Annotated in this window: 24 protein-coding genes; 18 read left to right on the top strand and 6 right to left on the bottom strand. The window is 39.5% G+C overall.

The window, feature by feature from the left end; genetic code table 11:
- Positions 1 to 25 precede the first annotated feature (25 nt).
- The 3 genes from K5G00_RS11000 to miaB are packed head-to-tail and all read right to left on the bottom strand — an operon-like array spanning position 26 to position 2,085.
- On the bottom strand, positions 26 to 349 hold the full coding sequence (locus K5G00_RS11000) for a NifB/NifX family molybdenum-iron cluster-binding protein (protein ID WP_158864486.1): 324 nt from the start codon (positions 347 to 349) through the stop codon (positions 26 to 28).
- A gap of 47 nt (positions 350 to 396) precedes the next feature.
- Complete coding sequence (locus K5G00_RS10995) at positions 397 to 747, bottom strand: carboxymuconolactone decarboxylase family protein (protein ID WP_238766212.1); 351 nt, start codon at positions 745 to 747, stop codon at positions 397 to 399.
- A gap of 6 nt (positions 748 to 753) precedes the next feature.
- A complete protein-coding gene (gene miaB / locus K5G00_RS10990; RefSeq protein WP_238766211.1) occupies positions 754 to 2,085 on the bottom strand; it encodes a tRNA (N6-isopentenyl adenosine(37)-C2)-methylthiotransferase MiaB in 1,332 nt (443 codons plus the stop codon).
- Positions 2,086 to 2,293: 208 nt separating this feature from the next.
- Between miaB and larE the strand changes: the two genes are divergently transcribed.
- From larE to K5G00_RS10955, 7 genes are all read left to right on the top strand, one after another.
- Positions 2,294 to 3,133 carry an ATP-dependent sacrificial sulfur transferase LarE gene (larE, locus tag K5G00_RS10985; protein ID WP_238766210.1) on the top strand — a complete coding sequence of 280 codons (840 nt, stop codon included), beginning with the start codon at positions 2,294 to 2,296 and terminating at the stop codon, positions 3,131 to 3,133.
- 5 nt (positions 3,134 to 3,138) lie between these two features.
- Positions 3,139 to 4,323 carry a nickel pincer cofactor biosynthesis protein LarC gene (larC, locus tag K5G00_RS10980; protein ID WP_238766209.1) on the top strand — a complete coding sequence of 395 codons (1,185 nt, stop codon included), beginning with the start codon at positions 3,139 to 3,141 and terminating at the stop codon, positions 4,321 to 4,323.
- The gene (larB, locus tag K5G00_RS10975; RefSeq protein ID WP_238766208.1) at positions 4,310 to 5,050 is read left to right on the top strand and encodes a nickel pincer cofactor biosynthesis protein LarB; all 741 of its coding nucleotides are present in this window, start codon (positions 4,310 to 4,312) and stop codon (positions 5,048 to 5,050) included. The genes larC and larB overlap by 14 nt, the downstream gene beginning before the upstream one ends.
- A gap of 7 nt (positions 5,051 to 5,057) precedes the next feature.
- The gene (locus K5G00_RS10970; protein WP_238766207.1) at positions 5,058 to 5,768 is read left to right on the top strand and encodes a sulfite exporter TauE/SafE family protein; all 711 of its coding nucleotides are present in this window, start codon (positions 5,058 to 5,060) and stop codon (positions 5,766 to 5,768) included.
- Between the two features lie 148 nt (positions 5,769 to 5,916).
- Complete coding sequence (locus tag K5G00_RS10965) at positions 5,917 to 6,666, top strand: YebC/PmpR family DNA-binding transcriptional regulator (RefSeq protein ID WP_238766206.1); 750 nt, start codon at positions 5,917 to 5,919, stop codon at positions 6,664 to 6,666.
- Positions 6,667 to 6,803: 137 nt separating this feature from the next.
- On the top strand, positions 6,804 to 7,274 hold the full coding sequence (locus tag K5G00_RS10960; protein ID WP_238766205.1) for an SPOR domain-containing protein: 471 nt from the start codon (positions 6,804 to 6,806) through the stop codon (positions 7,272 to 7,274).
- On the top strand, positions 7,267 to 9,165 hold the full coding sequence (locus K5G00_RS10955; RefSeq protein WP_238766204.1) for an amidophosphoribosyltransferase: 1,899 nt from the start codon (positions 7,267 to 7,269) through the stop codon (positions 9,163 to 9,165). Before K5G00_RS10960 ends, K5G00_RS10955 begins: the two co-directional genes overlap by 8 nt.
- 35 nt (positions 9,166 to 9,200) lie before the next feature.
- Here K5G00_RS10955 and K5G00_RS10950 read toward each other — a convergent pair whose 3' ends face one another.
- The 3 genes from K5G00_RS10950 to K5G00_RS10940 all read right to left on the bottom strand — a co-directional run bounded on the left by K5G00_RS10950 (position 9,201) and on the right by K5G00_RS10940 (position 11,773).
- Positions 9,201 to 9,893, bottom strand: a complete 693-nt coding sequence (locus K5G00_RS10950) for an NUDIX hydrolase (protein WP_238766203.1) — start codon at positions 9,891 to 9,893, stop codon at positions 9,201 to 9,203.
- A 4-nt stretch (positions 9,894 to 9,897) separates the two neighbouring features.
- On the bottom strand, positions 9,898 to 10,857 hold the full coding sequence (locus K5G00_RS10945; protein WP_238766202.1) for a GNAT family N-acetyltransferase: 960 nt from the start codon (positions 10,855 to 10,857) through the stop codon (positions 9,898 to 9,900).
- A gap of 73 nt (positions 10,858 to 10,930) precedes the next feature.
- Entirely contained in the window at positions 10,931 to 11,773 is an 843-nt protein-coding gene (locus tag K5G00_RS10940) for a 1-acyl-sn-glycerol-3-phosphate acyltransferase (protein ID WP_238766201.1), read from the bottom strand.
- 372 nt (positions 11,774 to 12,145) lie between these two features.
- Between K5G00_RS10940 and K5G00_RS10935 the strand changes: the two genes are divergently transcribed.
- The 11 genes from K5G00_RS10935 to K5G00_RS10885 are packed head-to-tail and all read left to right on the top strand — an operon-like array spanning position 12,146 to position 24,478.
- Complete coding sequence (locus K5G00_RS10935; protein WP_238766200.1) at positions 12,146 to 12,607, top strand: division/cell wall cluster transcriptional repressor MraZ; 462 nt, start codon at positions 12,146 to 12,148, stop codon at positions 12,605 to 12,607.
- A gap of 11 nt (positions 12,608 to 12,618) precedes the next feature.
- Entirely contained in the window at positions 12,619 to 13,521 is a 903-nt protein-coding gene (rsmH, locus tag K5G00_RS10930; protein WP_238766199.1) for a 16S rRNA (cytosine(1402)-N(4))-methyltransferase RsmH, read from the top strand.
- Position 13,522: 1 nt separating this feature from the next.
- Complete coding sequence (locus K5G00_RS10925; RefSeq protein ID WP_238766198.1) at positions 13,523 to 13,870, top strand: FtsL-like putative cell division protein; 348 nt, start codon at positions 13,523 to 13,525, stop codon at positions 13,868 to 13,870.
- Between the two features lie 5 nt (positions 13,871 to 13,875).
- Entirely contained in the window at positions 13,876 to 15,978 is a 2,103-nt protein-coding gene (locus tag K5G00_RS10920; protein ID WP_238766197.1) for a penicillin-binding protein, read from the top strand.
- Between the two features lies 1 nt (position 15,979).
- On the top strand, positions 15,980 to 17,437 hold the full coding sequence (locus K5G00_RS10915; RefSeq protein ID WP_238766196.1) for a UDP-N-acetylmuramoyl-L-alanyl-D-glutamate--2,6-diaminopimelate ligase: 1,458 nt from the start codon (positions 15,980 to 15,982) through the stop codon (positions 17,435 to 17,437).
- Positions 17,438 to 17,446: 9 nt separating this feature from the next.
- Positions 17,447 to 18,697 (top strand): phospho-N-acetylmuramoyl-pentapeptide-transferase, encoded by a 1,251-nt coding sequence (gene mraY / locus K5G00_RS10910; RefSeq protein WP_238766195.1) that lies wholly within the window; start codon positions 17,447 to 17,449, stop codon positions 18,695 to 18,697.
- Between the two features lies 1 nt (position 18,698).
- Positions 18,699 to 20,036 carry a UDP-N-acetylmuramoyl-L-alanine--D-glutamate ligase gene (gene murD, locus K5G00_RS10905; protein ID WP_238766194.1) on the top strand — a complete coding sequence of 446 codons (1,338 nt, stop codon included), beginning with the start codon at positions 18,699 to 18,701 and terminating at the stop codon, positions 20,034 to 20,036.
- Positions 20,037 to 20,038: 2 nt separating this feature from the next.
- Entirely contained in the window at positions 20,039 to 21,244 is a 1,206-nt protein-coding gene (locus K5G00_RS10900; RefSeq protein ID WP_238766193.1) for an FtsW/RodA/SpoVE family cell cycle protein, read from the top strand.
- Positions 21,244 to 22,344, top strand: a complete 1,101-nt coding sequence (gene murG / locus K5G00_RS10895) for an undecaprenyldiphospho-muramoylpentapeptide beta-N-acetylglucosaminyltransferase (RefSeq protein WP_262921331.1) — start codon at positions 21,244 to 21,246, stop codon at positions 22,342 to 22,344. The genes K5G00_RS10900 and murG overlap by 1 nt, the downstream gene beginning before the upstream one ends.
- On the top strand, positions 22,344 to 23,729 hold the full coding sequence (gene murC / locus K5G00_RS10890; protein WP_238766192.1) for a UDP-N-acetylmuramate--L-alanine ligase: 1,386 nt from the start codon (positions 22,344 to 22,346) through the stop codon (positions 23,727 to 23,729). The genes murG and murC overlap by 1 nt, the downstream gene beginning before the upstream one ends.
- On the top strand, positions 23,729 to 24,478 hold the full coding sequence (locus K5G00_RS10885; RefSeq protein ID WP_238766191.1) for a cell division protein FtsQ/DivIB: 750 nt from the start codon (positions 23,729 to 23,731) through the stop codon (positions 24,476 to 24,478). The genes murC and K5G00_RS10885 overlap by 1 nt, the downstream gene beginning before the upstream one ends.
- The last annotated feature ends 2 nt before the right edge of the window (positions 24,479 to 24,480 follow it).

The following is a 24,480-nucleotide window of genomic DNA, read 5'->3' as shown; positions in this document are numbered from 1 at the left end:
CGGATGTATTTTTATGTATGGGTTTTTATTTTTTTTGAATACGTGAAATTATCTCTTCAATTTTAATTCTTTCTTCATCCAAAAGAACGAGTTGCAGTTTTTCTTTCTCGAGCAAATTACTAACCATTGGACCAACCTCACCGGTAATAATCGTTGAAACTTTTTCGTTTTGTAAAAATTTTACCAGCTTTATTCCACTGTGATCCGAATTCTTATAGGGATTCTCAATAATAGAAAAAGAATCCTGCGTTGCATTGTAAAAAACAATGTTCTCACATTTCCCAAATCGTAAATCAAGAAAGGATTTTTCTGTTTTTCCCGCTGATGAAATTGCAAATATTTTATCCATTTTTAAACATTTGATTCAGTAATATAACAATTAAGATACAAAAAGTTTTAGTATTTGCCATCGTGTAGTTCTTCCCAGTATTCAACAGCCCTCCGTGTGTGTGGGATTACAATGGTACCTCCAACCAGATTTGCTACCGAAAAAACTTCAAAAATTTCATGGGTTGTGACCCCTTGTTCGTAACATTTTTCAAGATGGTATTTTACACAATCGTCACAGCGCAATACCATCGAAGTGGCCAGTCCAAGCATTTCTTTCACTTTTGTACTTAACGCACCTTCCTGGTAGGTTAGTGTGTCAATTCCGTAGATTCGTTTCATCACTTTGTTGTCCGATGCCAGAATCTTTTCGTTCATTTTCGAACGGTAAGCATTAAATTCTTCAACTAACTTTCCCATGGTATTTTATTTTGAAATATCACCAATCAACGTGGTTTGTGTACATTTTTCAATTTTCACCTGCACAAAATCCCCTTTCTTAAAATTGTATTTTGGAAATACAGCAACCTTGTTTTGCGAAGTTCTTCCAAACAACATGTCGTCCGATTTTTTTGAAAAACCTTCCACCAAAACTTCCATGGTTTTGCCAATGTCGTTTTGGTTACTCTCCATCGACATCCGGTTTTGAAGCTGAATTACCTCGTTCAATCGTCGTGTTTTTATCTCTTCCGGAATATCGTCTTCCAGGTGTTTGTGAGCATACGTTCCCGGGCGCTCTGAATATTTAAACATAAAAGCCATGTCGAATTTTACTTCTTCCATCAACGAAAGAGTTTCAGCGTGATCTTTTTCCGTTTCCGAACAAAATCCGGTGAAAACGTCGGTTGAAAGTCCGCAGTCGGGAACAATGCTTTTAATGGCTTTAATCCGGTCGAGGTACCACTCGCGATCATATTTTCGGTTCATCAATTTCAAAATACGCGAACTTCCCGATTGAAACGGCAGGTGGATATGTTTGCAAATATTTGGATATTCCGCAATTTTTCGCAGCACTTTATCCGACATATCTTTGGGATGCGAAGTTGTAAACCGAACCCGCATGTTCGAATCCACTTGTGCAACCATTTCCAGCAAATCCCAGAATTTAACCGGTTTTCTTTCTCCTTCGGGCAACCATTGGTAGGAATTTACATTTTGTCCGAGTAAAGTAACTTCCTTGTAATTTTTCGCTGAAAGATCGCGAACTTCATTTAAAATATCTTCCGGATTACGGCTTCTTTCACGTCCGCGGGTGTAGGGAACAATACAGTAAGTGCAAAAATTATTGCAGCCACGTGTAATGCTCACAAAACCCGAAATTGCTTTGTCGCCAATTCTTACCGGCGTAATTTTATCGTAGGTTTCATTGGTTGAAAGTTCAACGTTTACGGCATTCTCTCCATTTTCAACTTTGTCTATTAAAAAAGGAAGATCTCGGTAGGCATCCGGCCCGGCAACCAGATCAACAATGCCTTTGCTTAAAAAATCTTCGCCAACACGCTCGGCCATACATCCCAGAACGCCAACAATCAGGTTTTTATTCTTTTTTCGGAGACTGTTGTAGTTTTCCAGTTTGTTCCAAATGCGCTGTTCTGCGTTGTCGCGAACCGAGCAGGTATTTAAGAAAATGGCGTCTGCTTCTTCAATTTCGGTCGCCAGGTGATAATTTTTTTCTTGAAGAATGGCTGCCACAACTTCACTGTCTGCCACATTCATCTGACAACCATAGGTTTCAATATAAAGTTTCTTTTGCTGCATAATTTAAAATGTGGCTACAAAAATAGATGAATTTTTAGATTCCTTCTTTTTTAATCTGAGGAAAACATTTTTATGTTTGTGGTGTTATTTTTTTTTAGAAAGGTGTTACGATTAATTGGTGACGAATAAATGCTCTTCGTAACTTTTTTGAAATCTTGTGTTTGCCTTTTTTTAACACAAATAATCTAAATCACTAAAATCGAAAACCATGTCGCTGCTGATGATTCAAATACAACAAAAATTAGAAAGCCTGGAACAATGGTATAAATCCCGAAAAGGTTCAATCGTAGCTTTTTCCGGGGGGATTGATTCAACTTTAGTCCTGTTTTTAGCCCGGAAATTTCAGGGACGCGAGAATGCTATTGGCGTAATTTCCAATTCAGAGAGTTTAAAGAAAAAGGATTTTGAGTTGGCGCAGGAAATTTGTAACGAGTTTGATATTCAGTTGGAAGTAATAAAAACCAACGAACTTGCTGATGAGCGTTACAGTGTTAATCCGGTGAATCGCTGTTTTTTTTGTAAAGAGCATTTGTACAGTGATTTAAGTGCGGTGAAAAATAAATATCCTGATTTCGATGTATTAAACGGAACCAATTTTGACGATTTTGGTGATTATCGCCCGGGGTTGCAAGCCGCTTCAAATCATGAGATTCTTTCACCGATGGCCGATTGCAAAATCGCAAAGAAAGAACTTCGGCAATTGGCACGGTATTTTGAATTGCCCAACTGGGACAAACCGGCAAGCCCGTGTCTTAGCTCCCGAATACCATATAATCACGTTATTACACGACAAAAACTTCAGCAGGTTGAGGATGCTGAAAATCTGTTGAACGAGTTGGGTTTTTCAGATGTCCGGGTTCGCCATTACGATTCGTACGGAAAAATAGAGGTTCCGCATGACGAAGTGGAGCGTTTGGTGCTGATGCAGGACGAGATAACTGCAAAAATAACTTCACTCGGATTTGAAAAATGTGTGATAGACACCGAAGGTTTGGTTTCCGGAAAATTGAACCGCGCGATAAAAGATCAGATTAATACATCCAATTAAACGATATGCAACGAATATTGTATTACGACTGTTTTGCCGGAATTAGCGGCGATATGAATCTTGGTGCTTTGATTCATTTGGGAGTAGAGCCTGAGTATTTAAAATCGGAGCTCAAAAAATTGAATATTGAAGGTTTTTCGCTGGAAGTAAAAGAGGATAAAAGAAGAGGAATCAGCGGAATTAAAGCTGATGTTGTAATCAAAAATCCTGAAAATGAAAAACACCGTCATTTGCATCATATTGAAACTTTGGTGAATGACTCCGGGCTGCCGGAACGGGTGAAAACAACAGCCTTAAATATTTTTAAACATGTTGCTGTTGCAGAGGCAAAGGTTCATAATATTCCCATTCAAAAAGTACATTTTCATGAAGTTGGCGCACTGGACTCGATAGCTGATATTGTTGGCGCTGCCATTTGTTTGGATTATTTGAAAGTGGATAAAGTTCTTTCCGCTCCGGTTCAACTAGGGGGTGGAACAGTAAAATGTGCACATGGAATTATGCCGGTACCAGCTCCGGCAACTGCCGAAATTTTGAAAAATATTCCGGTAAAAGCGGGTCTGGTTCAGTACGAAGCAACAACTCCAACAGGAGCTGCAATTTTAGCTGAGACAGTTGATGAATTTACTTCATCAATAAATTTTGATATTCAGAAAACCGGCTACGGTTTGGGAACCATTGATACTGAAGTGCCCAATGTTTTACGTGTATTTCTGGCTGAAATTGATGAAGACAAGGATGTAATTCAAAGTGATGCGACCTTGCTTGAATGCAATATGGATGATTTAAGTCCTGAAAATTATGAATTTGTGATGGACTTGCTTTTTGATGCCGGAGCCGGCGATGTTTGGATCGAAAATATCATCATGAAAAAATCACGACCGGCAAATAAACTTTGTGTGCTTTGTACTCCGGAAGATAGCGCAAAAATGAAACAAATTTTGTTTTCAAACACAAGTACCATCGGACTTCGGGAAACGAATTTGAAAAAAGATGCGCTTCCCCGCGAAGAGAAAACAATAACAACTTCTCTTGGTGACGTGAAAGTGAAACAGTGTTTTTATAAAGGAGAACTGGTAAATACAAAACCGGAGTTTGAAGATTGCAAACGCCTGGCGCTTGAGAATAATGTTTCGTTACAATTTGTTCGTGAGTTGGTTCTAAAAAGTTTGGAAGATGGGAGTAAATGAATTGCTGAAAAGTGATAAAAGTGGCAAATTGGATCTGGAGGAAACGCTGGTTCAGATTAAAGAACAGGGAATTGAAGATCTTGGTTTTGCAAAAATTGATTCCAGTAGATTGGAACGGACTGGTATTCCTGAAGTGATTTATTCTGCTGGTAAAACCAAAGAACAGGTGCAACAAATTGCCGAAAGAATGTATAAAACCGGAATTGACATTCTGGTAACCCGAGCTTCGGAGGAAATTTTTCAAAGTGTAACTGAAGTTGTTTCCGGTGCTGTTTTTAATCCTCAGGCAAAAACCATTGTTTATCATCACAAAACAAATAAACACACCAACGATTATATTGCAGTTGTTGCTGCCGGAACTTCAGATCTTCCTGTTGCAGAGGAAGCAGTTGAAACGGCCAATTTTTTAGGAAACAAAGTGGAGCGAATTTACGATGTTGGCGTGGCCGGAATTCATCGTTTATTTAGCCGGCTGGAATTGATTCGTGGCGCTCGCGTTATTATTGTTGTTGCCGGAATGGAAGGTGCGCTTCCTAGTGTGGTTGGAGGTTTGGTTGATAAACCTGTAATTGCAGTTCCTACAAGTGTAGGATACGGAGCAAATTTAGGCGGAGTGACCGCGTTATTGGCAATGTTAAACAGTTGCGCGGCGGGAATTAGTGTTGTAAATATCGACAACGGTTTTGGCGCAGCATGTCAGGCCAGTCTAATCAATAAATTAAAGTAAGCTGAAAATGAACGAACTCTATTTATTATATGTTACGGCTGCATCTTTGGGATTTTTTCATACACTTTTAGGCCCCGATCACTATGTTCCATTTATCGTGTTAAGTAAGGCCAGAAACTGGTCGCGCTCCAAAACGCTTTGGGTAACCTTTGTTTCCGGACTCGGTCACGTAAGTAGTTCAGTGGTTTTGGGTTTTATTGGAATTGCCCTGGGGATTTCCGTCAGCAAACTGGAGTCAATAGAAGCTTTCCGGGGAGAAATCGTCGGTTGGTTACTTTTTGCATTTGGGCTCATTTATTTCTTTTATGGTTTGTTTCGTCATATAAAAAGAAGAGGTCATCATCATCATTTTTTTAGTTTTTTACTTCCGGGGCGAATTCGCAAAATGCATCATTTGAACGACAGTGGAGCAGATATGGATAAGAACGAAAAATCGAATGTAACCTTTTGGATGCTTTTTCTCATTTTTGTTTTTGGCCCGTGCGAAGTGCTTATCCCAATGCTTATTTTCCCGGCGGCTGAACACAGTTCTGTTGGAGTTGCAACGGTCGCCATTATTTTTGGATTGGCTACTATCGTTACTATGTTGAGTATTGTTTATCTGGGCTACAAAGGAGCCAGGTTTCTTAATTTTAAAGACAAAGGAGAATATGTGCATATTGCGGCTGGTCTGGTAATTGCGTTTTTAGGAACAAGTATTTTATTTTTAGGATGGTGATTAGCTGGTGCTTCAAAAAGAAAGCCAATTGACATTTGTTGACTTTGTCACTTTTATCTTTCTCTTATTTATAGTTTCTGTTTCCCTGTTTTTTCAAAAAAATGAATTATTGTATTTTTATGGGAAGAAGAATTAAAAGTGAAAATTTATGTCAGGTCACAGCAAATGGTCAACTATAAAACGTAAAAAAGGAGCGGCTGATGCCAAACGTTCAAAAATGTTTTCTAAACTTTCTAAAGAAATTACAGTAGCTGCAAAATTGGGGGGTTCTGATGAGGATTCTAATCCGCGGTTACGACAGGCAATCCAAAATGCCAAAGGGCAAAATATGTCGAAAGATGTTATTGAAAGAGCTATAAGCAAAGCCGATAAAGACTCCTCGGATTTTGAAGAGGTAGCATTTGAAGGATATGGCCCCGGAGGAATAGCAATTTTTGTTGAATGCCTTACCGACAATAATAATCGGTCAGTTGCAAGTGTACGCTCAGCATTTTCCAAACATGGAGGAAGTTTGGGAACAAATGGTTCGCTTAGCTTTTTATTCGATCGAAAAGGAATATTTGTTGTTCAAAATACCGGGAATATGGATTTGGAAGATTTTGAGTTGGAAATTATCGACGCAGGAGCGGAAGAACTGGAAGAAGATAATAATTTAATAATGATCACTACTGCGCTGGAAGATTTTGGCAACGTTTCAAAAAAACTGGAGGAACTTGGTGTGGAAACGGAGAGTCAGGATTTGCAGCGGGTTCCCAATAGTACAACAGAACTAAATCTTGACGACGCCCTGAAAGTTATGCGTTTAATAGAGAAACTCGAAGACGACGATGACGTCCAAAACGTGTATCATAACCTTGAAATAACTCCCGAGCTGGAAGAAGCGTTAAGTGAATCTTAATTATTTATCAACAGTGTTTCGTCTCTGTTTTTTGTTTTATACGCTGCTTAAGCAGCTTTCAGGCAATTGGTGGTGAAAAAATCCGTTATAATTGTATTGGTTTTTGAATTATATTTGCTCACTCAAGAAAGGAGAATATGAGACGACTTTTTCTATCTGTTCTAATGTTGTTTTTTGTTCAAACGCTGTTTGCTCAGGGAAGTGAAATAGCGGCGGAAGAAGAACAAGCTGAAATAAAAACTCCTGCCATTTTACAACGTGTAAATGTTGAGCGCGATGAACGCCTTGACAAAATGCTTAACTGGCACATCGAAAACAACAAAAACCGGAATGGGATAGATGGTTACAGAGTTGAAATATTCTTTAGTTCCGATATGAATGCCAAAGAAAAGGCATTTGATAAAAAGGTTGAATTTTTATCAAAATACCCGGATTACAATGTACATGTTAAATTTGTAGCCCCAAATTTCAGGGTTCGGGTAGGTGATTTTAGAACAAAAAATGAAGCATGGAAGCTGTACGAAAAAATAAAAGACGATTATCGTGCAGCTTTTGTTGTTAAAGACAAAATTAATTTTCCGGTGTTGAATCCAATAGATTATGAGTGAGCAAATTAAGCACGAATGTGGGATAGCCCTGATACGATTGTTAAAACCGTTATCCTACTACCAGGAGAAATACGGAACCTGGAAATACGGCCTAAATAAGCTATATCTTTTAATGGAAAAACAACACAACAGAGGGCAGGACGGTGCCGGAGTTGTTTGTGTGAAAAATAATCTGGGCCCCGGAACCGCGTACATAAATCGTTTCCGTTCAGTAGAGCAAAATCCGATAAAGGATATTTTCGACAAAGTAAATAAGCCCCTGAAAAAAGCAAGAAGGCATAATATAGATATCGATGATTCGGAATGGGCATCTGAAAATTTTCCATTTGCGGGTGAGTTGTATTTGGGGCATTTAAGGTATGGTACTTTTGGAAAAAACAGCATTGATTTTGTGCATCCTGTTGCGCGGCAAAATAATTGGAGGTCGAGAAACCTTGTGCTAGCAGGTAATTTTAACTTAACCAATACCGATGAACTTTTTAAAGTACTAATCGAATTGGGGCAGCATCCGAAAGCTTATACTGATACAGTAACAGCTTTAGAAAAAGTTGGCCATTTTCTTGACGAGGAAAACCAGTTGTTGTTTCGCAAATACAAAAATGAAGGTTATCGTAACAACGACATCTCTCCGCTGATTGAAAAGAATCTCGATATTCAGAATATACTTGAGAGAGCCACAAAAGACTGGGATGGCGGCTATGCAATTGCTGGTTTGATAGGACACGGCGACGCATTTGTTGTTCGGGATCCCTGGGGAATTCGTCCTGCGTATTATTATTTTGATGAAGAAATTGCTGTGGTTGCTTCCGAGCGGCCGGTCATTCAAACAGTAATGGATGTTCATGCACGTGAAGTGAACGAAATAGGGCCGGGAGAAGCGCTGATAATCAAAAAGGACGGATGGATTAGCAAAGAAATGATCCGCGTTCCACACAAAAGAAAATCATGTTCTTTTGAACGAATTTATTTTTCGCGTGGAAGCGATAAGGATATTTACCAGGAAAGAAAACAACTGGGACGTCTTCTTAGTCCAACGATTTTGAAGGCAGTAGATTATGATTTTGAAAATACAGTGTTTTCGTATATTCCGAATACTTCAGAAACAGCGTTTTACGGGATGATGGAAGGAGTTCGGGAATATTTGGTTGACTGGAAAATTGGGGAGATTCAAAAGAAAAACGGTTCACTAACAAACGAGGATATTAAAAAAATCATTTCGTTTGAGCCCAGAATGGAGAAAATCGCCATTAAAGATGTGAAGCTCAGAACATTTATTGCAGACGATGCAAGCCGCGATGATTTGGTTGCCCATGTCTATGATGTCACTTATGGTGTAATCAAAAACGATGTTGACACACTGGTAATCATCGACGATTCAATTGTTCGCGGAACAACTTTGAGAAATAGTATTTTACGAATTCTGGATCGCCTGCATCCCAAAAAAATAATTGTGGTTTCTTCAGCTCCGCAAATTCGATATCCCGATTGTTACGGTATTGACATGGCCCAGCTTGATAAATTTATTGCTTTTAATGCGGCCATTGAATTGTTAAAGGAAACCGGGCAGGAGGCGATAATTGATAGTGTTTACAAGAAGTGCAAAGAACAGGAGAATTTATCAAAAGAAGAAATGGTAAATTATGTTCGGGAAATATACAAGCCTTTTACGGCAGAACAGGTTTCTGCAAAAATTGCTGAATTGTTAAAACCGGATGATTGCGGAGCGGAAGTGGAAATTGTTTATCAATCCATTGAGAACCTTCATAAAGCCTGCCCGAACGATTTAGGCGACTGGTACTTTACCGGAAATTATCCGACCCCGGGTGGAAACCGGGTTGTAAACTCCTCCTTTATTTATTTTGTTGAAGGAAAAAATGAGAGGGCATATTAATTTTATCGGACAAAAAACTATCGATAAAAGTGTTGCTAAATCTCAAAATTAAATCCTTTCAAAAGAAGTTCTTCATACTTTTCCTGGTTGAATTTATAGTAGAAGGCTCCTTTTTTTGAGGTTTCCTTTTCTTTTTCGTCCAGTTTTTCAAGCAAATTCATTGAAAGAAGTTTTCTTCTGAAGTTACGTTTGTCAAAAGGAGTTTGGTAGATTGCTTCATACAGGCCCTGCAGCTGGGGAATCGTAAACTTTTCAGGTAAAAGCTCAAAACCAATAGGTTGTGTGCGGGCTCTTATTCTTAATTTTCGGAGTGCTTTTGTTACCATTTCATTGTGGTCAAATATTAAATCCGGCAGTTCAGAAAGTGAAATCCAGTAAGCACCATGTTTTTTAGCCAGCTCCTTATCGTAATCGTTAAGTTTGATCAGCGAGAAGTAAGCAACAGAAACGATTCTGCCCCCGGGGTCACGGGTTAAGCCGCCAAAAGCAAAAAGTTGTTCCATGTAGACGTTTTCCAGCCCGGTAAGTTCTTTTACAATCCTTTCGGCTGCACCATCAATGCTTTCATCAGGAGCAACAAATCCACCCATTAACGACCAATTGCCTTTAGCAGGTTCAAAATTACGTTTAAGGATAAGTAGTTTTAGCTCTCTCTCATTTTCATTAAACCCAAAAATAATAGAGTCAACGGCTAAAAGTATTTTTGGATGCTTTTCGTAGAATTTCATAGATTTATTCCGGTGCAGGCCATTGGCTGTTGTCCTTATCTTTTACATAGGTTTCTATATGTCGGTCTCTTTTTACTTCGTATATATCGTCGATGGTCACAATTATCCCCGTTTCCAAAACTTCCCCGAACTTTTCGTTTACCGCTGTTCCAAAGGTTTTCATCGATGGTGAAAGATTCATGTATGCATTGATGAGTGGAGGAACATTTTCTCCGTACTGACGAACCGTCTGAATTAATATTTTGTAATCTTCCTTGTAGTCTGAGCCATTGAATACTTTTTTCATTTCCTCTGCATCATACCCAAACTCAACAGGTTTTTTCGGATATACAAGGTTTTCTTTATCTCTAAAATATTTTTTAAAAAAATACTGTATCAGGTTTCTCGCCTCATTATGAAAATGGGAGTACATGGTTACTTTTCCAAAGAAATATTTAATTTCAGGATGATCTACGGTTAACGCTCCCAGTCCATCCCAGAGATTATCAAGAGCAAAAAGGGCTTTGGCTCCTGCCTTACTCGATTGGTAAGCCGGCTGCACAAACGAACGTCCTAATTCCAGTGTGTACGGTAAATAATCGTCGATAAATTCCTTGGATAAATGAAAGAGGCGGGACGTTGCCATTGATATTTCTCCGTTTTCGTCTCTCGCAGCTTCTGAGCCAAGAATGTATCTGTAACCACCTAAAATTTCTCTTGCATCCGGATCCCATACAATTAGTTGTTTGTACGGAACTTCGGCTGTATCGTATGCGTCAATATCTGTATCTTTACCGGTTCCTCCTCCTGCATCTCTGAAAGTAATCTCTCTTAAACGGCCAATCTCATGCATGATTGAAGGCGAATCATGGTGGGTTATGATGTATATTTCATTTCCACCCTTATTCGTTTTCCTCATAAGCTTTTCGGGGGTAAGTTCAGCGTAGATGGCTTCTCTTGGAAGAGGTTTTATTATATCTTTCATATTACGCTTTTTGAAAAATGGAATACAAAGTTAAAAAAATACGGGCATGTTTTTAATTCATTAAACTTTAATTTCAGTTACTGTACTGAAGCGGAAGTTTATAAACCAGTTCTTTAACGTAGTCAGCCCATTCTTTATGTGTTTTTGTTTTATTGAACAAAGTGTAAGGTACAGGTTGACCAAAGTAGATATGAACGTCAGTATTCCTGTGTTTTATGGTTTCGTCGGGGAGGAAAAACATTTCCAGATTCCACTTAATTCGGAAAAATTTTCTCAGTTTGGCCAATCTGTAAAAACGGTTTGTGTTCCGCCCTGAAATAAATACCGGAATTACATCTCTTTTGTATTGAATGGCTTTTGAAATAAAGTGTTTTTTCCAGTCCAGATCGATGATTTTTCCTTTGATTTTCCGGGATGCCAGTCCTGATGGAAAGATCAGAATTTGTTTATCGGATCGATAGGTCTCATCCATTGCCCTGGCAGCATCACGGCTGTGTCCCCCATGTTTATTTACAGGAACAAACATAGGATTGAGATTGGGAATATTCATCAAAATATCATTGGTTAAAAATTTTAAATCTCCCAGGGCTTTGTTGACGTTTTTCATTAAAAGCATTCCGTCAAAACCACCAAGCGGATGGTTGCTGGCGAATATAAACCTGCCGGAAGAAGGAATGTTTTCTACTCCGTGGATATGTTCCTTTACATTAAATTCTTTTACCGCCTCGTCAACAAAAGCAATTCCCTTCAGGTGTCCTGTTCTTTCCAGAAAATCATTTAAGAATTCAATGTGCAAAATTCGTGTAAGGTAACTGTAAACAAAACCAGGCATCAGTTTTGCCAGTTTTGGACTTTTTTCGGCAAAAACTTCCCTGATACTCACAGGTTTAAATGTATTTGTTTTTGGCTTTTCCACCTTTCGAAAATTTTTGAGCCGGCAATTAAACAAAAAATCACCATAAAAAGAAAAAATGCTCATCGAAAGATAGAGTTAGATTTTTCTAACTGATAAATAAGCGACGAATTTGTCCCGTGTTGCTCTGTTAAATGTTCGCAGCAAATATGTGAGTTATTAACGCCTGTTAATTTTGAATGTTGTTGATAATAAATTATTGATTTTGTGAGTTTTAAATAAAAAGAGAATTAGGGGCGTTTTAAGTTGCCAACATGCTATCAACAATTTCTTAACAATTTGAGATAGAAGGAGAGTGGAATAATATGGAAGAGAGTGGAATGGTATGGAATAAATTTTTACTTTTACAGTTGATAAATTCGGATAATTAATCAAATGGCAATTTTTGTTGGAAAACATAGCGCAAAAGTAGATGACAAAGGGAGGTTGGTGCTTCCTGCTGCATTTAAAAAGGCTGTGGGCGAGATGAAGCTTGAATTTGTCATTGTTGAAAAAAACAGGTTGAATAATTGTCTGGATATTCATACGGAAGAAACATGGACCGAAAATGTGAAAAGTTTCAAGAAGAAACTGAATCCACTCAATCCGCTGCACGATAGATTGTTGCAGGTGTATTTTCAGAATTTTACTAGGATTGCAGTGGCTGCAAACGGAAGGATTAATATCCCGTCGGATTTTATGGAGTTTGCGAAACTCGAGAAAGAAGTGCGATTTGTGGGGATGTATACATCTATTCGTTTGAGTGCGGTCGGCGAAACAAAAGAGCCAGAGATGTCCAATGAGGAATATCTGAGTTTACTGGGGATGATAGGGAATATAGGTGGAGATGAAGGTTAGGAGGAGAAACAATGTTGCAGCAGTACCACATACCGGTATTACCAGAGCAAAGCATTTCAGGACTGAATATCCGTCCGGGGGATGATGTTGTTGATGCTACTTTTGGCGGAGGTGGCCACTCCCGGTTGATTCTTCAGGCATTGGGGGCGGGGAGGCTTTTTGCCTTCGATCAGGATGAAGATGCAGCCGGGAATACTTTTAAAGACAAAAGGCTTTTTTTTATTCGCCATAACTTCAGGTACCTGAAAAACTTTCTTCGGTTTTATGAGGTGGGGAGTGTTGATTCTGTTTTTGCCGACCTCGGCGTTTCTTCACATGATTTTGATATTCCCGAACGTGGATTTTCGTTTCGTTTTGAGGGCGAGTTGGATATGAGAATGAATCAGGACGCTACAAAGAATGCGACGATGGTTGTAAACGAATATTCAGAAGAACAATTGCTTTCTGTTTTTAGGTTGTATGGAGAAATAAAAAATGCCCCTCGTCTGGTTGCTGCGATTGTCAAAGAGCGCAACTCGGGAAAGATAACAACAACAACGCAGCTCAAAGAAGTGGCTGTTAAGTGTGCACCAAAAGCAATTGAGAATAAATATTTGGCGCAGGTTTTTCAGGCTTTACGAATAGAGGTAAACGACGAGATGGATGCTTTAAAAGAATTTTTGGTCGCATCGCTTGACGTTCTGAAGAAAGGTGGAAGACTGGTTGTAATAACTTATCACAGTCTTGAAGATCGCCTCTGTAAAAATTTTATAAAAGCCGGAAATTTTGACGGAAAAATAGAGAAGGATTTTTACGGAAACGTTAGTTCTCCGTTTCGAATGGTAAACCGGAAGGTAATTATTCCTGATGAAAAGGAAATGGAAAGTAACACACGTTCTCGGAGTGCAAAATTGAGAATAGCAGAGAAGATTTAAAATGGAAGAAAAAGTAAAAAATAACAGAAAAAGGGGCGGTATGAAATCGTTTATTGGGGGCACGGTGCTAACCGATGAACGAGTTACGCGCCAAATTCCGTTTTTGTTTTTTCTTGCAGCATTGGGAATAATGTTGATTACCAACAGAAACTGGTCAGAACGGACTATCAGGCAAATTGAAGTTTTGCAAGACACACTGGATGAACTTCGTTCTGAGTCGATAACATTGTCGGCAAAACTGATGGACGCAAGTCGTCCGTCGGAAGTATTTAAGAAAGTCGAGAATGCGGGAATCGGTTTGAAAGAACCGGTTACGCCACCCAAAAAATTGATAGTAAAAAAGGAATAGAAGAAATGGGTATTCGAAGATCAATCATATCACGAATAGCGATCGTTTATTTCGTACTGCTTCTCTTTGGTGTAGTGGTCGTTTTTAAAATGGTTTCCGTTCAGCAAATTAAAAATGAACGTTGGGAAAAGATTGCCAGAAATTTAAGTGAAAATACGGTAATTGTTGAACCCAATCGCGGAAATATTTGTGCTGACGACGGAAGTGTTTTGGCCACCTCAGTTCCTGGATATTATGTTCGTATAGATTTGGCAGCAGAGGGAGTAAAGAGAGTGTATGCAAATGAAAGTGACTCGCTTGCATACTATCTTTCCAGGTTTTTTGGCGATGCTTCCAGGCAGGAATACAACCGGCGGCTAAACGAAGCATATCGTAGCGGGAATCGTGGTTTTATGCTTACTCCCCGTAAAATTGATTATACCGAACTTCAGAAGCTTAAAAAATTTCCCATTCTGCGGCGTGGCCGTTTTGGAGGAGGGATGATTGTCGAGCAGGAAAATAAAAGAATAACTCCGCTTGGTATTCTGGCTTACCGCACTATTGGCGGATTAAATAAAGGTGCCTACGGTGGTGTGCACGGAAATATAGGGTATACTGGTTTGGAAGGTGCATATGAGCAATATTTAAAAGGAGAAGACGGAATTAGTTATAAACAGAATTTGTCGGGAAGGTGGGTGACTCGCACTGAAATTGAACCGCGTGACGGAATGGATGTGATTACCACTATCAATGTAAAGCTTCAGGATATTGCAGAAAGTGCTTTGTATAAGCAGTTAAAAATAACAAATGCTGATTGGGGAACAGCCATTTTAATGGAAGTAGAAACCGGCGAAATAAAGGCGGTTGCAAACTTAGGGCTTGAAAATGGTGATTATTACGAAAACTATAATTATGCGCTTGGACATGCTGGTTGCTACGAGCCAGGCTCTACTTTTAAGCTCGTCTCGCTTATGGCTGCATTGGAGGATGGTGTTGTTGATACCAGCGATGTTTTTGATACGGGAAACGGAACATGGAGAAATAACGGGCGGACAATTACCGATACTCATGGTTACGGAGAATTAACAGTAAAGCAGATTTTTGAAAAATCATCCAATGTGGGAACTGCAATGGTTATTACTTCAAGGTACAGTAGCAGACCACGCGATTATGTTGACAGGGTTTTTGGTTTTGGTATCAATAAGCCAATCGGTTTGGAAGTGAAGGGCGAAGGACAGCCTTATTTTAAATATCCGGGTGACGCCGACTGGTGGGGGACTACTCTGGGCAGTATGGCGTATGGTTACGATTCAAAGATGACGCCGCTTCAGATACTGAATTTTTACAACGCAGTTGCCAACGATGGAAAAATGGTAAAGCCACATCTTGTAAAAGAAATTCGAGATAAAGGCGCTTTGGTAAAACAGTTTAAGACCGAGATTATTAATCCAATGATTGCTTCAAAAGAAACCATTGGTAAAGCCCAGGCTATGTTAAAGGGTGTTTGTTTGTACGGTACTGGTCGCACCGTAACCAGCGAGTATTTTGATGTGGCAGGGAAAACAGGAACAGCCAGGGTGGCAAAAGGAAATACAGGATACAGCGGTTTGTATTTGGCTTCTTTTGCAGGGTACTTTCCGGCAGATAATCCAAAATATTCGATGATTGTGACTTTTAATAATCCGCGTAACGGGTATTACGGAGCTTCTATTGCAGGTCCGGTATTTAAGGAAATTGCAGAAAAAGTTTACGCATCTCAGATTTTAATGGAAAATGTTCCTGGTAATAATTCTGATGAGGAGCTTCAGCTTCCGGATGTAAAAAAGGGAAAATCAGAATACATTTTACGCGTCGCAAAGGAATTGGAGTTGAAAAATGTACGAGGACTGCCTGAAACAGAGCTGGCTTCGGTAATAAGAGAAGGTGGTGAAATAGTTTTAGGCGATGACAATATAACACCGGGGATTGTACCCGATGTTCGTGGAATGGGAGTTAGTAATGCTATTTTTTTATTGGAAAATGCAGGGCTGCACGTGAAAATTAAGGGAATCGGAAAAGTAACGCTGCAGTCGTTAAATCCGGGAGAAAAATGCAGACCCGGGCAAACGGTTTATCTCACATTAAGTTGAAATGAAAGTAGAGGAGTTAATAAAAAGTGTTGATTGTCTGGAGGTTGTTGGGACTTTAAATCGAAAGGCCTCAGGAATTGAGTTCGACTCACGCAAAGTGGAAAAGGACTCTGTTTTTGTGGCGCAAAGGGGAGTTCACTTTGACGGGCATAATTTTATCATTCCGGCAATCGGGAAAGGTGCCGGAACAATTGTCTGCGAGGAAATACCTTCAGAAAGAATTTCAGGCATTACCTATGTTAAGGTTGAAAACTCAAATTCGGTTTTGGGGAAACTTGCTTCTGCATTTTATCGTTTTCCTTCATCAAAAATGAAGGTGGTTGGTGTTACCGGAACAAATGGTAAAACAAGCATTGCGACACTTCTTTTCAAGTTGTTTCGAAAACTGGGTTACAATGTTGGTCTTATTTCAACCATTTCATACAAAATAAATGAAGCGGAGGAAACAGCATCCCATACTACTCCTGACGCATTAAAAATCCAGAAGTTGATGGCTGAGATGGTCGATGCAGGTTGTGAATTTTGTTTTATGGAGGTGAGCTCTCATGCCATTCATCAGCAGCGAATTTCAGGGATCGAATTTGGCGGTGGGATTTTTACCAACATTACTCACGACCACCTGGATTATCACAAAACATTTGCTGAATATATAAAAGCAAAAAAGGCTTTTTTTGACGGTTTGTTGCCCAATGCTTTTGCAATTACCAATGCCGACGATAAAAACGGACTGGTGATGCTCCAGAATACCAAAGCGAAAAAAGTAAGCTATTCTGTTGGAAGAATGGCTGACTTTCGCTGTAAAGTTTTGGAGAGCCATTTTGACGGGATGTTGCTAAATATGGATGGTCATGAAATCTGGACCCGGTTTGTAGGGAAATTTAATGCTTCCAACCTGTTGGCCGTGTATGCTGCAGCAATAAATTTGGAACAGAGTACAGAAGAGGTTCTCACTGAAATCAGCAACCTTCAGCCGGTGGCCGGACGATTTGAAACAATTAGAAGTACAGATGGGAAGTTGGCAATTGTTGATTACGCCCATACACCCGATGCATTAAAAAATGTACTTCAGGCTATTTCTGAAATCCGCACCCGCAACGAACAGGTAATAACTGTAGTTGGCGCCGGGGGAGACCGAGATAAAACAAAACGTCCTGAAATGACACAGGAGGCTTTGCTTGCAAGCGATAAAGTGATTCTGACTTCTGATAATCCGCGAACTGAAAATCCGTCAGATATTATAAAAGACATGGAAGCCGGGATTGAAGCGCAGTATAAAAACAAGGTGCTTTCAATTGAAAACAGAAAAGAAGCTATAAAAACAGCGGTAATGATTGCTCAACCAGGTGATATTATTTTAATCGCCGGAAAGGGCCATGAAAATTACCAGGAAATAAATGGTGTGAAGCACCACTTTGATGACAAGGAAGTGGTAAAGGAATTTTTTGGAATTGAAGATTAAAGCAAAACTATGCTCTATTATTTGTATAAATTATTATCAGGATTTGACCTCCCCGGATTGGGAATGTTTCAATACATTTCATTTCGCTCGGCGGCCGCAATTATTTTGTCGTTGATAATTACCACTGCTTTTGGTAAAAAAATGATTCGCATTTTACAACGCAAACAAATTGGCGAAGAAATCCGTGATTTAGGATTGGAAGGCCAGATGCAGAAAAAAGGGACGCCGACAATGGGGGGAATAATTATTCTGTCGGCTATCATAATTCCAACACTTCTTTTTGCCCGGCTTGATAACATCTATATTCTTTTGATGCTTACAACAACCGCTTTTCTCGGATTAATTGGTTTTGTGGATGATTATATTAAAGTTTTTCTGAAAAATAAAGAGGGACTGGCCGGTAAGTTTAAAATACTCGGACAGGTAAGCCTTGGTCTGATTGTAGCAGCAACGCTTTTTTTAAGTGAAGATGTAATTGTTCGTCAGAATGTAAAAGATGCAAATGGTGAAGATATCCGGGAGATTGTGATTGATGCGGAAACGGGAGAACAAAGTTTGCAGTATGTAACGGAAGACGTAAAATCGACGATAACAACCATACCTTTTATTAAAAAGAATGAATTTGATTATGAATGGCTTGTGTCGTTTGCTGGCGATGCTTCATCCTGGTTAAAATGGGTGGTTTATGCACTGGCAATCATATTTATAATTACCGCTGTTTCAAATGCCGCAAATTTGACAGACGGAATCGATGGACTGGCATCAGGTACATCAGCAATCAGCGGGGTCACTCTGGGGATTTTGGCGTATGTAAGCGGTAACATTATTTATGCCGATTATCTCAATATTATGTACATCCCAAATATTGGAGAATTAACTGTTTTTGTTGCTGCTTTTATCGGAGCAACCGTAGGCTTCCTGTGGTATAACTCCTATCCGGCTCAGGTTTTTATGGGCGATACCGGTAGTTTGGCGCTTGGCGGAATTTTAGCGGTTTTTTCAGTTATTATCCGAAAAGAAATATTAATACCACTGTTGTGTGGGATATTTCTTGTTGAGAACTTTTCAGTGATGATACAGGTGTCATGGTTTAAATATACAAGACGCAAGTATGGTGAAGGACGCCGTGTATTTTTAATGAGTCCCATTCATCATCATTACCAAAAAAAGGGGATTCCAGAACCAAAGATTACAACACGATTCTGGATTGTGGGAATTATTCTGGCAGTATTAACCATTGTAACTTTAAAAATCAGGTAGGTTGAAAAACAGCTTAGTCATATTAGGAGCAGGCGAAAGTGGTGTAGGTGCCGCCATTCTTGGACAAAAGAAAGGTTACTCGGTGTTTGTGTCTGATTTGGGGAAAATTAGAAAGAAGTATCAGGATGTTCTTTCAGATTATGATATTGAATTTGAAAGCGAAAAACACTCTGAAGAAAAGATTATGGAAGCTGAGTTGGTAGTAAAAAGCCCCGGGATACCGGAAACTGCGCCTGTCATACAAAAACTGTTGGCAAAACAAATACCGGTAATTTCAGAAATAGAATTTGCCGGAAGATACAATTCTGCAAAAACCATTTGTATAACCGGAAGTAACGGAAAAACAACCACAACCCTGTTAACCTATCATATTCTGAAAAAGGCTGGTGTAAATGTTGGTTTGGCAGGCAATGTCGGGAAAAGTTTTGCATGGCAGGTCGCCGAAGAAAACTTCGATGTGTATGTTATTGAACTCAGCAGTTTTCAGCTCGACGGAATGTATGATTTTAGAGCCGATGTAGCTGTTTTGATGAACATCACGCCCGATCACCTCGACAGATATGGTTATGATATGAGGAACTATATCAGCTCCAAATTCCGGATTATTCAAAATCAAACCGGTGCAGATTATTTTATCTATTGCGCTGATGACGAGGTGATTCAAGAAGAAATAAAAAAGAGAGAAATAAATGCCTGTTCCCTGCCTTTTGGCTTGTCTGAAAATGTAGCAGACGGTGCAGGTTTAAGAGAGGATCAGATAATAATAAATTTTAATCAAAATCAATTCAGTATGTCTATTCTGGATTTATCATTACAAGGAAAACACAACACTTACAATTCAATGGCAGCAGGAATTGCAAGTATGGTTTTTAAAATTCGAAATGAACAATTGCGGGAAAGCCTTGCCGACTTTAAGGGAGTAGAACACCGCCTGGAAAATTTTCTAAAAGTTCACGGGATCGATTTTATAAACGATTCAAAGGCAACCAACGTAAATTCTACCTGGTATGCCCTCGAAAGTATTCATAAACCGATTGTTTGGATTGCCGGAGGTGTGGATAAAGGAAACGATTATTCAATGTTGGATAACCTGGTAGGAGAAAAAGTAAAAGCGATTGTTTGCCTTGGAAAGAATAATGCAAAACTTCATGCGGCTTTTGACGAAAAAGTAAAAAATATGGTCGATGTAACAAGCATGGAGGAAGCTGTAAAAGCAGCCTACTACCTGGCCCGCAATGGCGATACTGTTCTTTTGTCTCCGGCTTGTGCCAGTTTCGATTTGTTTGAAAATTATGAAGATCGCGGGAGACAGTTTAAACGTGAAGTAAGGAATTTATAGGAATGGAAATTACACTGGGGAAAATATTTAGGGGTGACAGGGTGATTTGGATTATTCTGTTGTTACTGTCGCTTTTGTCACTGTTAATTGTTTACAGCTCAACAGGAGCACTCGCTTACCGGCAGGCGTCAGGTAACACCGTCTATTATCTGGTTCGGCAGTTATTTTTTCTTGCTGCCGGCTTCGGGCTCATGTTGTTGATGGTGAATGTAATCCCGGTGAAAATTTATTCCATGGTAGCAAATTATTTGGTTTATTTTAGTATAGGTTTGTTGTTGCTGGCTGTCGCTTTTCGTTTTGCAGGAATTGGCGAAGGAAGTGGACGAACGTTGGGTTTAGGGCCTATCTCTTTTCAGCCTGCCGAGATCGCAAAAATTTCTTTAATCATATACACCGCAAAAATTTTAGGGAAAAAGCAAAAAACCAAAGGCGATTTGTTTAAAGCTTTCAAAAGAATTATTCTGTACACCATTGTCATTTGCGGACTCATATTTTTATCTGATTTCTCTACTTCCGCTCTTCTTTTTGCAACAATAATGGCCATGATGTTTATCGGACGAATTCCTTTAAAATATTTGGCATTGGTTATCGCAACAGGTGTTGCGCTGATTGTTTTGATATACTATGGAGCAGATTTAATTCCCGATTCAGTGTCAAGGGCTCATACGATAAAGGGCAGGATTGAACGTTTTATCCATGGAGACCCGAATTCAGAAAAAGGAATTACACAGGCAGATTATGCCAAACTGGCTATTTACGAAGGCGGAATTTTTGGCAAAGGGCCAGGTCATTCCGATGTAAGCAATTATATGGCCGCTGCATACAGCGATTTTATTTTTGCCATAATTGTTGAAGAATACGGATTGATTTTAGGGGCGGGAGTAATGTTTTTGTACCTGATATTTTTATTCAGGGGAGTGGTAATAGTCCGGCGATCGACCCGGACGTTCCCGGCTTTTTTGGTAACAGGATTAACATTGTTGCTGGTTTTTCAGGCAATGATAAACATAGGTGTTTCCAGCGGCGCACTACCGGTAACCGGACAACCTTTACCATGGGTGAGTTTAGGCGGTACATCGCTGCTTTTTACATCCATTGCTTTTGGATGTATTTTAAGTGTGAGTCACCAAAATCAGGTAAACCGTGAAGTTCAGAAACAACCTGTTCAGGTAAATGTACCTGACGAAGATGTTGAAATGGAAAAATAATGAAGATTGAACGAGTTATAATAAGTGGAGGCGGAACCGGGGGACATATCTTCCCGGCACTTGCAATTGCAAACGAAATTGGCAAACGAAATCCGGATGCCAAAATTTTGTTTGTTGGTGCACTTGGAAGAATGGAGATGGAAAAAGTACCGGCGGCTGGTTATCAGATTATCGGGCTCCCGGTAATGGGATTTCCCCGCAAACCTGGCTTAAAGATGTTTACTTTTTTTGTTCGCCTGATAAAAAGTGCCTCAATGGCCAGGAAGATTGTAAAAGATTTTAAGCCTCAGGTGGCTATTGGTGTAGGAGGTTATGCAAGCGGTCCGCTGTTACGTGCCGCGTCTGCAAAAGGAATTCCAACACTTATTCAGGAACAAAACTCATATGCCGGAATAACCAATAAGTTATTGAGCAAAAAGGTTAATACAATTTGTGTGGCCTACGATAGAATGGAACGTTATTTTCCCTCAGATAAAATAACAATAACCGGAAACCCGGTGAGGGAAAATTTACTGCGGAGTAAGTCGAATAAAAAAGAGGCCCTGGAGTTTTTCGGATTAACAGAAAATGACAAAGTGATATTGGTTGTTGGCGGAAGCCTGGGAGCACGTTCAATAAACAATACAGTTCTGAATAGTGTGAAAGAGATTGGAGAGTCAGGTGTTCAGGTAATCTGGCAAACCGGAGCAATCTATTATAATCGAATTCAAAAAGAATTAGAGGAGGCCAGACCGGAAAATTTGCAAATACACCAGTTTATTTCGAGGATGGATTTGGCCTATTCTGTTGCCGGAGTGGTAATCTCAAGAGCTGGGGCCGGAACCATTTCTGAACTGTGTTTGGTTGGAAAACCTTCTGTTTTGGTGCCTTCACCAAATGTGGCCGAAGATCATCAAACTAAAAATGCAATGGCACTTGTAGAAAAAGATGCTGCATTAATGATTAAAGATGATGAAATTAAGGGACGACTGATTCGGGAGGCCGTTCAGTTGATCAATGATGAAAAGAAATGTAAAGTGCTTTCAGAAAAAATACAAAAGCTGGCAAAGCCCGATGCAACGAACGATATTGTTGATGAAGTAGAAAAAATTCTGCATTGATGAAGAATCTTCAAAATATTAAAAATGTATATTTCCTCGGAATCGGGGGAATAGGGATGAGCGCGCTTGCGCGCTATTTTAAATTTACAGGTTGCAATGTGGCGGGTTACGATCGCACACCGACTGCACTTACAGAGGCAATGGAAAAAGAGGGGATTGATATTCATTTTGAAGATGATATCCGTAATATTCCCAAAAACTGGAATCCGGCGGAAACGCTTGCCGTTTTTACGCCTGCACTTCCTGATGAACACCAGGAGCTTTCGTGGTTTCGTGAAAAACCGATTGGTTTACTGAAACGAGCCAAAGTTTTAGGCTTGATTAGCAACGACAAAAGTGGAATCGCTGTGGCAGGGACGCATGGAAAAACAACTGTAAGCACGATGGTCGCTACTATTTTGAATGAAACAGCAATTGGATGCGGTGCTTTTTTAGGTGGTATCTCCAAAAATTTTGGGAGCAATTTGTTGCTTCCTAAAGACGATTCGCCCTGGATTGTAGCTGAAGCCGACGAGTTTGATCGTTCGTTCCTGCACTTGCAACCTGAACTGGCTTTGATTACAGCTATCGATGCAGATCACCTGGATATTTATGGCGACAAGGAAAAAATTGTAGATGCATTTGAAAAGTTTATTTCGCAAATAAAACCGGGTGGCAAACTTGTGGTAAAAGTCGGGGTTGAGATAAACAGGCAAAAAACTTCAGCAGAAATTTTTACCTATGCGTTAAAAGAAAAAGCTGATTTTTCCACCCTGAATTTGAGATTGGATGCAGGGGATGGTTGTTATCGGTTCGATTTGAAAACTCCGGAGGGAATAATTGCCAACTGCAAAATGAATTATCCTGGGTTGGTGAATGTTGAAAACGCAGTCGGAGCAGCTGCGCTGTCATTTTTGGCGGAAGTTTCTGCAAATGATATAAAAGCCGGGCTGGAAAAATACGCCGGTGTTCAGCGGAGATTTGATGTTCGGTTTAAAAGCGATTCACAAATTTATATTGATGATTATGCGCATCATCCAAAAGAGTTGGAAGCGGTGATTTCGTCGGTTCAGGCATTATATCCCAACCGCAAAGTAACAGGGATTTTTCAGCCGCATTTATTCACACGCACGCGTGATTTTGCTGCTGAATTTGCCAACAGTCTGGATTTACTTGATGAAGCAGTTCTAATTCCGTTATATCCCGCACGGGAAGAACCTATAAAGGGAATTTCTTCTGAAACCATCTATGAAAAAATGAAACTGGAAAACAGACATTTGCTTTCAAGAGAGGAGACCCTTGAATTACTGCGAAATGAAAAGACAGATGTGGTTTTAACAATAGGAGCCGGCGATATTGACCGGCTGGCAGAAAATATAATTGAAGTTCTAAAGAGTAAAAATTAATGTGGCGTAGAATATTCAAATTTAGCGGTTTGTTGGTAGTGATTGTTTTTTTGATCATCACACTTGCTTTCACCTCACATGAAAGCAGGGATATTATTTGCCGGAATATTGAAGTTGATTTTAGGCCAGATGACATTATAAAAATTAATAACAGTGAGATTTTGAAGTTGGTAAAATCGGCTGACGACAGTATTGTCGGGAAGAATTTAAGTAAAATTAACGCCGAATTCATTGAACAGGAAGTGGAAAAACATAAAGCTGTTTTAAAAGCCGAGGTGTACAAGGTTTGGGTAAAAGACAGTACTTCCTACAAAGGAATTTTAACCGTAAAGGTAAAACATAGGAAACCAGTAGTTCGGATCGTGTCGGAAAACGGAAATTATTATATGGATAAGTCGGGGAGAAGAATTCCCGTTTCGAACCAATACACAGCAAATGTTTTGGCTGCAACAGGAAATATTAGCGAAAAATTTGCTGTTGAAAAGTTGTTGCCGTTTATACTTTATTTGAAGGAGGATGAGTTTTGGGAAGCACAAATTGAGCAGATTCATTTGGAGAATAACGGTGATGTACTTTTAATCCCTTTGGTAGGTGATCAGATTATAGAGCTGGGAAAACTGGAGAATTATGAAGCAAAACTAAGAAATATGCGTGCTTTTTATAACCAGGTTCTGGCAGCGAACAACTGGGATAAATATAAATCGGTGAGTTTAAAATATTCAAATCAAATAGTAGCAAAAAAGAGATAAAC

Source organism: Maribellus maritimus (assembly GCF_022267315.1).
Taxonomy (GTDB): Bacteria; Bacteroidota; Bacteroidia; order Bacteroidales; family Prolixibacteraceae; genus Draconibacterium; species Draconibacterium maritimum.
Note: the sequence above shows the minus strand (reverse complement) of the source record. Positions and strands in the feature narration are given on the sequence as shown.